The organism is Glycomyces sp. NPDC047010, assembly GCF_040644205.1.
GTDB lineage: Bacteria > Actinomycetota > Actinomycetes > Mycobacteriales > Micromonosporaceae > Glycomyces.
The window spans coordinates 79,972-88,600 of record NZ_JBEYVY010000016.1 but is presented as its reverse complement, the minus strand read 5'-3'; the positions used below and the strand labels follow the sequence as shown (position 1 = coordinate 88,600).

Annotated in this window: 6 protein-coding genes; 2 read left to right on the top strand and 4 right to left on the bottom strand. The window is 69.8% G+C overall.

Annotation, left to right across the window (positions count from 1 at the left end; all coding sequences use genetic code 11):
• Nucleotides 1–120: 120 nt before the first annotated feature.
• Nucleotides 121–270 (bottom strand): hypothetical protein, encoded by a 150-nt coding sequence (locus AB0A65_RS25190; RefSeq protein WP_359955100.1) that lies wholly within the window; start codon nucleotides 268–270, stop codon nucleotides 121–123.
• 175 nt (nucleotides 271–445) lie between these two features.
• On the opposite strand from AB0A65_RS25190, the gene AB0A65_RS25185 reads away from it, so the two are divergent.
• Together AB0A65_RS25185 and AB0A65_RS25180 are read left to right on the top strand one after the other, a co-directional pair.
• Nucleotides 446–898: a carboxymuconolactone decarboxylase family protein gene (locus AB0A65_RS25185; RefSeq protein ID WP_359955098.1), complete on the top strand. Its 453-nt coding sequence runs from the start codon at nucleotides 446–448 to the stop codon at nucleotides 896–898.
• A 124-nt stretch (nucleotides 899–1,022) separates the two neighbouring features.
• On the top strand, nucleotides 1,023–2,468 hold the full coding sequence (locus tag AB0A65_RS25180; protein WP_359955095.1) for a sugar porter family MFS transporter: 1,446 nt from the start codon (nucleotides 1,023–1,025) through the stop codon (nucleotides 2,466–2,468).
• Between the two features lie 71 nt (nucleotides 2,469–2,539).
• Here AB0A65_RS25180 and AB0A65_RS25175 read toward each other — a convergent pair whose 3' ends face one another.
• The 3 genes from AB0A65_RS25175 to AB0A65_RS25165 all read right to left on the bottom strand — a co-directional run bounded on the left by AB0A65_RS25175 (nucleotide 2,540) and on the right by AB0A65_RS25165 (nucleotide 8,627).
• Nucleotides 2,540–5,086, bottom strand: a complete 2,547-nt coding sequence (locus AB0A65_RS25175) for an ABC transporter permease (protein WP_359955092.1) — start codon at nucleotides 5,084–5,086, stop codon at nucleotides 2,540–2,542.
• Between the two features lie 4 nt (nucleotides 5,087–5,090).
• The gene (locus tag AB0A65_RS25170) at nucleotides 5,091–5,882 is read right to left on the bottom strand and encodes an ABC transporter ATP-binding protein (protein WP_359955089.1); all 792 of its coding nucleotides are present in this window, start codon (nucleotides 5,880–5,882) and stop codon (nucleotides 5,091–5,093) included.
• Between the two features lie 207 nt (nucleotides 5,883–6,089).
• Nucleotides 6,090–8,627, bottom strand: a complete 2,538-nt coding sequence (locus AB0A65_RS25165; protein ID WP_359955086.1) for an ABC transporter permease — start codon at nucleotides 8,625–8,627, stop codon at nucleotides 6,090–6,092.
• Nucleotides 8,628–8,629: the final 2 nt, after the last annotated feature.

The window sequence follows — 8,629 nt, the reverse complement described above, 5'->3', positions numbered from 1 at the left end:
GGTCGTTACGGCTTCCAGCGCCGATGGTACTGCACTCGAGAGGGTGTGGGAGAGCAGGACACCGCCAAACATGAAACACAGGGAAGGCCCCCACCGCAAGGTGGGGGCCTTTTCGCATGCCTACGAAGAAGTCGAGAGCGCGTCTCTGACCCTGGCTATCCCGACGCCGATCCCGAAGATCGCCCCGGTCACCAGGAATGTCAGTAGCGACACTGTCACGAGCGCGATCGCGATTCCGATAGCACCGACGACACTGAAGAATGTGCTCACGTTGGCCTCCTCCGTTGCAGGCTCTGGGTGTTTGCCCTTCAGGTATTGTCCCACATCGATAAATAGATCATGGTAGGCATCACAAGTTAGATAGGTCACAGTAGTGGACTCTGGTTCAATCTCGCGTCTTCCCGTAGCACCGCTACCGTCCTCGGCGTCGCGGCGGCTGGCCGCGGTGGGGCGGGATCCCATCAATCTGCACCGGGCCCTCGCCCATGCGCCGGCGCTGCTGGCGCCGGTACTGGACCTCATCCATGCACTGCGGTTCGACGCGGCGGTGTCACGGTCGCTGCGGGAGCTGATGATCTGCCGGATCGGACAGCTCGAAGGGTCGGAGTACGAGCTCGCGCACCATCTTCCGATGGCGAAGGAGTCCGGATTGGACGCGGAGCAGGTCGCCTCGATCGCCGAGTGGCAGCAGGCCGGCTGCTTCAGCGAGCCGCAGCGGGCGGTCCTCGGGTACGCGGAGCACCTGGGTGCCGGGGCCGAGCGGGACGACGAGGCGCTCGACAAGTGCTTCGGGCCCGTGGAGCAGACGGAGCTGACGGTCACCGGTGCCACGTACATCGCCCTGGCGCGGATGCTGCGGGCCCTTGACGTGCGGATCGATGAGCCGCTGCTGGGCTGATCGGGGTTGATCCACTCCCTCCGGGGTAGATCTCGGATTCCGGCAATTCGTGATCTTCAAGGCATTAGCGGCTTAGGATTCGGACACGTGTGGTATCGGTTCAAGTCGCCTACGGGAGTGAGTGATGACGACAGACAATGACGGTCTGCTGCGCGGCGATTCCGGGGCGGCGCCGACCGGGTCGGCGCTGTTCGTGTCGATCGCGGCCGCATTGGGCGGGTTCCTGTTCGGGTACGACACGGCCGTGATCAACGGGACCACCGGCGCCCTGGAGAAGCAGTGGGGGATCGGCTCGGTCGAGACCGGCATCGTGGTCTCCTCCGCGCTGCTGGGCTGCGCCGTCGGCGCCTGGTTCGCGGGGTCGCTCGCGAACCGGATCGGGCGGCCGAAGGTCATGATGATCGCGGCCGTCGTCTTCTTCATCACCTCGCTCGGCAGCGCCCTGGCGACCGGCCCGGTCGACCTGACCGTGTGGCGCGTCATCGGCGGCCTCGCGATCGGTGCGGCGAGCGTCATCGCCCCCGCGTACATCGCGGAGATCTCGCCCGCGCACCTACGCGGGCGGCTGGGTTCGTTGCAGCAGTTCGCGATCGTGCTCGGCATCTTCGGCGCCCTGATCGTCAACTACGGCATCCAGGCTTCGGCGGGCGGCGCGAGCGGCGAGGTGCCGTGGGGCGGCACCGCGTGGCGGTGGATGTTCGCCGCGGCCGCGATCCCGGCGTTCGTGTACTTCATGTTCTCGCTGAACATCCCCGAGTCGCCGCGCTACCTCGTGGCCAAGCAGCAGCTCGACAAGGCCCGCGTGATTCTGCTGAAGTACGTCGGCGGGAACGTCGACCACAAGATCATCGAGATCCAGGGGACGCTCGACAGCGACCACCCGCCGCGCATCTCCGACGTGCGCGGCCCGAGGTTCGGGCTCATGCCGATCGTGTGGGTCGGCATCTTCCTGTCGATGTTCCAGCAGTTCGTGGGCATCAACGTCATCTTCTACTACTCGACGTCGCTGTGGCAGTCCGTCGGGTTCAGCGAGAGCGACGCGTTCCTGACCTCGGTCATCAACTCGGTCGTGAACATCGCCGGTACGATCCTCGCGATCTACCTCGTCGACCGCATCGGCCGCAAGAAGCTGCTGCTCATGGGTTCCGCGCTCATGTTCGTCGCGCTCGGCACCATGGCCGTCATCTTCGCGTCGTCGCCCGTGGACGCCGACAACAACCCGGTCCTCAGCGACGCGGCCGGCGTCACCGCGCTCATCGCGGCGAACGTCTTCGTGTTCGGGTTCGCGTTCACCTGGGGCCCGGTCGTGTGGGTGCTGCTCGGGGAGATGTTCCCCAACCGCATCCGCGCCTCCGCGCTCGGCGTCGCGGCCGCCGCGCAGTGGATCTCCAACTGGCTCATCACGGTCACGTTCCCGGAGCTCGCGCAGACCGGCCTGTTCCTGGCGTACGGCCTGTACGCGCTGTTCGCGCTGATCTCCTTCGTCTTCGTGTGGAAGATGGTCCGCGAGACGAAGGGCATCGAGCTGGAGGACATGGAGGACCTGGAGCGCCACGGGCTCCCGACCTGACCGAAACGCACATGAAGCGGGGCGCCCGAAAGGGCGCCCCGCTTCTGTTTCCCCCGCTGCTGAGGGAGGTCCTACTCGTAGGAGATCGCGCCGAGGATGTCGACCTTGGAGGCCCGCACCGCCGGGGCGATGGCCGCGAGGAGTCCGACGAGGACGGCCGCGGCGAGGTATGCGGCGATGAGCGCGGTCGGGACCGCGAACGACTCGACGCCGGTGTCGGCGAGCGCCTGCTGGACGATCCAGCCGAGGAGCAGGCCCGTGCCGACGCCCAGGAGGGCGCCGAACAGGGCGATCGTGACGCTCTCGACGGTGACCATGCGGGTCGTCTGGCCGCGGGTCATGCCGATCGCGCGGAGCATCCCGAGCTCGCGGGTGCGTTCGAGGACCGACAGGACCAGGGTGTTGATGACACCGATGACCGCGACGATCATCGCCAGCGCCAGGAGCAGCTGGATCGCGATGATGGCGTAGTCGAAGAAGACCGTGACCTGCGCGAGGTACTCCTCGTGGTTCTGGACGCTGACCGCGGGCTGGTCGGCGAGGACGTCCTCCACACCGTCGGTGACCTGGTTGACGTCGGCGCCGTCGGCCACGTCGACCAGGGCCGTCGTGGGCTTCGGCGTGTAGAACTCGCCGACGTAGGCCGGGTCGACGTACCAGCCGTCGGTGTCCTCGTTGTCGGCGAGGATGCCCGTCACGGTGAACTCGCGGGCCTCGGTGCCGCGGCTGAACGTCATGGAGACGGTGTCGCCGATGCCGACGCCGAGCTGGTCCGCGGAGTACTGGTTGACGGCGGTCTCGCCCTCCTGGAGGTCCGCGAGCGAGCCTTCGAGCATCTCGCCGCCGAACAGGTCGAGGCCGCCTTCGAGGTCGGTGGTGGCGTTGACGTACTGCTCGGTGCCGTCGACCTGCGCGATGTCGTAGTACAGCTCGACCGCGGCGTCGACGCCCTCGACGGCGCGGATGTCGTCCATGACGGCCGGGTCGAAGGTCGCGGGCACCGACGAGGTGACGGGCCCGGTGATGAACAGCTCGGCCTTGATCGTGGTCTCGAACCGGTCGGCGAGGCTCTCCTTGACGCTGGTGAGGAGCGTCGCGGTGGCGGTCACGAGGGTCACGCCGATCATGAGCGCGGCCGCGGTGACGGCGGTGCGGCGCGGGTTGCGGGACGCGTTGAGGCGCCCGAGCCGTCCGGCGAAGGACCAGGACCAGACGGCGCCCAGGAGGGCGACGACGGGCTTGGACAGCCATGCGGTCAGGAGTGCGACGCCGATGAACACGACGCCGGCGCCGACGGCGGCGGCCACGAGGTTGGTCTTGTCGCCGTCGAAGGTCTCGTTGAGCCCGAGGACGATCCCGGCGATGCCGATGAGGGTGACCACGAGGCCGGTGACGGTGACGCCGGTGATCGGGCGGTCGGCCTTGGCCGCTTCGCGCATGGCCTCGACGGGCGGGGTCTTGGAGGCCCGCACGGCCGGGACGAGCGCGGAGAGGACGGTGGCGCCGAGGCCGACGGCGACGGCCGCGAGCGGGGCGGTCCAGGGGATCGCCACGGAGGTGGACGCGGTGTCGAGGAAGCCGTCGGCGACCACGGAGGTCAGGCCCGCGCCGGCGGCGACGCCGATGCCGGCGCCGACGACTGCGGCGGCGGCGCCGAGCAGGCCCGCTTCGGCGAGGACGGAGCGGATGATCTGGCCGCGGCCCGCGCCGATGGCGCGCATCATCGCGATCTCCTTGAGGCGGCCGGCGATCACGATGGAGAAGGTGTTCGCGATGAGGAACACCGACACGAACACGGCGATGAGGCCGAAGCCGAGGAGGAAGTAGCCGATGACGCTGGTGACTTCGGCGCTCTCGGCGTTCAGGTCGTCCACGTACGCCTGGCGGCTGATGGCCTCGGACTCGGCGCCGACGGCTGGTTCGAGGGCCTTGAGCAACTCGTCGGCGCCCACGCCGTCGGCGGCGGTGACGGCGACGGCCGTGTAGACGTCCTGGCCCTCGAAGACCAGGCGCTGGGCCTCGGTCGTGGTGAACGCGAGTTCCGTTGAGCCCGAGAGGGAGTCGCGGCCGCCGGAGTAGCCGTAGACGCCGACGATCTCGTACGCGGTCTCGTCGGTCGCCAGGGAGTACGCGGTGACGGTGTCGCCGAGGCCGAGCCCGGAGTCGGTGACGAACTGGGCGGACACGGCGGTCTCGCCGTCGGTCTCGGGGGCGCGGCCCTCGCGCATCTCGCGCTCGACGGACTCGTCGCCCCAGTTGACGGCCATGGTCGGCGCGAATCCGCCGACGATCTTGCCGTCGTCGCCGAGGGCGTTGACCATCCAGGTGACGGTGGTGCTGACCTCGGCGACGTCGCCGTTCGCCTCGATCGCGGCGAGGGTCTCGGCGGAGACGCCGTCGCGGACGAGCCGGTCGCCGCGGTTCTCGGGTTCGACGGGCTGCACGAGCACGTCGGCGCCGGTGTAGGCGTCGCCGCTGAGGTCGTCCACGGTGGCGCGGATCGACGCGGTGAGGACCAGCGCGGAGGCGATGAACGCGGCGCCGAGGACGACGGCGAGGCTGGTGAGGATCAGGCGGGCCTTGCGGGCCGCCATGCCCTTCAGGGTTGCGCGGAGCATGTGCTTAGCGGGCCTCTCCGGCGAGCGGGACGCGGTTCTCGAAGCCGCGCATGGTGTCGATGACGGCGTCGGCGGTGGGCTGGTGGAGGTCCTCGACGATCTGGCCGTCCGCGAGGAACACCACGCGGTCGGCGTGCGCGGCGGCGCTCGGGTCGTGGGTGACCATGACGATGGTCTGCCCGAAGTCGTCCACGGACCGGCGCAGGAACCGCAGGACCTCGCCGCTGGAGCGGGTGTCGAGGTTCCCGGTGGGCTCGTCGGCGAAGACCACCTCGGGGCGGGTCGCGAGGGCGCGGGCGCAGGCCACGCGCTGCTGCTGGCCGCCGGAGAGCTCGGTCGGCTTGTGCGACAGGCGGTCGGTGAGGTCGAGGGTCGTGATGATGCGGGCGATCCACTCCGGGTCGGCCTTCGCCCCGGCGATCGAGGCGGGCAGGAGGATGTTCTCCTCGGCCGTCAGGGTCGGGAGCAGGTTGAACTGCTGGAAGATGAAGCCGATCTTGTCGCGGCGGAGCCTGGTGAGCGCCTTGTCGTTCAGGCCCGTGATCGCGGTCTCGCCGATGTGGACGGTGCCGCGGTCGGTGGTGTCGAGGCCCGCGAGGCAGTGCATGAGCGTGGACTTGCCCGAGCCCGACGGGCCCATGATCGCGGTGAACGCACCGGAGGCGAACTGGACCGAGACGTCGCGCAGGGCCACGACCTGGGCCTCGCCGGAGCCGTAGGCGCGCCACAGGTTGCTCGCGGTGACGGCGGACCGGGTCCTGGTGAGCTGGGGGGCGGGGGGATTCGCGAGTGGCACGGGAGCGCCTTTCTGATCGGGTGACTGTCCTTTCCAGGCTATGGAGACCCGTGGAATCCCGCTTCGGCCCGCGGGCCGGAAACCGGCTCCTCCGCAGGTCGGAGCCGCGCCCGCGGCCTCCGTCTTTCGACCGAGGCGCCCCAGGGAAACGGGAGGGGCGGCGCCTTCCGGCGCCGCCCCTCTCCTGGTTTCCTTTGGGATGAAGTCTTACTCGTACGCGATGGCGTTGAGCACGTTCAGCTTCGCCGCGCGGGCGGCCGGGGCGATCGCGGCGAGCAGGCCCACCGCGACGGCCGCGACGAGGTACCCTACGATGAGGCCCCACGGGAGCGCGAAGCTCGTCAGGCCCTCCTCTTCGAGCGCCTGCTGGACCGTCCAGCCCAGGCCGATGCCGACGGCGATGCCCAGCACCGCGCCGAACAGGCAGATGATGACCGACTCGACGGTGATCATGCGCCGGGCCTGGCCGCGGGTCATGCCGATCGCGCGCAGGAGCCCCAGCTCCCTGGTGCGTTCGAGGACCGACAGGACCAGGGTGTTCACCACGCCGATGATCGCGATGATGATCGCCAGCGCGAGCAGGATCTGCACCGAGTTGAGCAGGACGTCGAGCTGCGAGGTCTGCTGCTCCACGAAGTCCGCGTTGTTGGTGACGCTCACTTCCGGCTCGTCGGCGAGGATGTCGTCCACCTCGTCCTGGACGGCGCCGACGTCGGCGCCGTCGGCGACCTGGATGTACGCCTGCATCGGCTTCGGCACGGTGAAGTGCTCGATCTGCGCGGGCGCGACCCACCAGCCGTCGGTGAGCAGGTCGTCCTCCAGGAGGGCGGTCACCTTGAGCTGCACGGCGGTGCCGTCGGCGAAGGTCACCGGGACGGTGTCGCCGAGGCTCAGGCCCCGGTCCTCGGCGGCGGACTCGTTGACGACGAGGCCGTCGTCGGGGAGGTCCGCAACGGAGCCCTCGGCGACGGTCCCGGAGAAGATCTCCAGGCTCGTGGCGAGGTCCTCGCTGGCGAGGAGGGCGGCCTGGTCGCCGTCGACCTGGGCGCCGAAGAACTCGCCGTAGACGTCGCCGACGGCGGAGACGTCCGGGAGCGCCTTGATCTCGGCGAGCGTCTCGGGTGCGAACGTGGGGATGTTGGCCCCCTGCTGGCCCATGACGATCAGGTCGGAGTCGAGGTTCTGCTCGGTCATCTCCGCGGTCGTCTCCTTGAAGCTGGAGACGATCGTGGCGATGCCGGTGACCAGCGCGACGGCGATCATGAGCGCCGAGGCGGTGATCGCGGTGCGCCGCGGGTTGCGCCCGGCGTTGAGCTTGCCGAGGCGGCCCGAGAACGACCACGACATGACCGCGCCGAGGAGCGCCACGAGCGGGCGCGACAGGATCGGCGTCAGCAGCGTGATGCCGACGAACGCGATGCCCACGCCGGTGAGGAACCCGGGGAGGCCGAGGTCGCCGAGGTTGTCGGTGAGCCCGAGCACGACCAGGACGCCGCCGACGAGGGTGACCGCGAGGCCCGCGATGGTGATGCCGCGCAGCGGCTTCGGCGGGTTGACCGCCTCGCGCATGGCGGCGACCGGCGGGACGCCGGAGGCTTTGACGGCGGGGATGATCGCGGACAGGACGGTGACGCCGATGCCGACCGCGAGCGACCACAGGGACGTCGCGGGGACCTGGAGCGCCACGGGCAGGCCGCCCATCGCGGAGGAGCTGACGAGCTGGGACAGGCCCCAGCCGAGCAGCACACCGAGGCCGAGGCCGGCGATGGAGGCGATGACGCCGATGACGGCGGCTTCGGCGAGGACCGAGCCGACGACCTGGTTGCGTGCGGCGCCGATGGCCCGCAGGAGCGCGAGTTCGCGCTGGCGCTGGGCGACGATGATCGTGAAGGTGTTGATGATGAGGAACACCGACACGAACACGGCGACGAGTCCGAAGCCGAGGAAGATGTAGCCCATGATGTCGGCGACGGCCGCGAAGCCCTCGGCGGCCTCGTCGGACGCCTCCTCGCCGGTCTGGACGCGGTAGTCGGCGCCGACCGCGTCGGCGATGTCGCCGGTGGAGGCGTCGCCGTCGACGTAGATCGTCATGTAGGCGTTCTCGCCCTGGGTGAGCAGCCGCTGGGCCTCGGTGGTGGTGAAGCCCATCTGGGTCTCGCCGGCGAGGGAGTCGCGGCCGCCGGGGAGGCCGAAGACGCCGACGATCTCGTAGTCGGCGCGGTCGGCGGAGTAGGAGTAGGCGGTGACGGTGTCGCCGACGGAGAGCCCGGCGTCGCTCACGAACTGGGCGGAGACGATGACCTCGTCGTCGGCTTGGGGGCCGCGGCCGTCGCGGATCTCGTTGTAGCCGTCGCCTTCGGCGCCCGCGTCGTTCCAGTTGAAGCCGATGGTGGGGGCGAAGGCGCCGACGAGCTTCCCGTTGTCGCCGATGGCGTTGACCTGGCCGGAGACGTCGCCGTCGGCCGAGTCGACGCCGTCGACGCCGCGGACGGTGTCGAGGACGGCGGCGGGGATGAGGGTCGCCGAAGGGGTGTTGCCCTGGGCGGCGGCGGGGTCCTCCGCGGAGGTGACGACCGCGTCGACGCCGGTGAAGGCGTCGGAGATGACCCCGGAGACGGACTTCTCCATGGTCGCGGTGAGGACCATCGCCGCGGCCACGAACATGGTGCCGAGGACGACGGCGAGGCTGGTGAGGACGAGGCGGGCCTTGCGGCTCGCCATGCCCTTGAGGGTGGCGCGGAGCATGG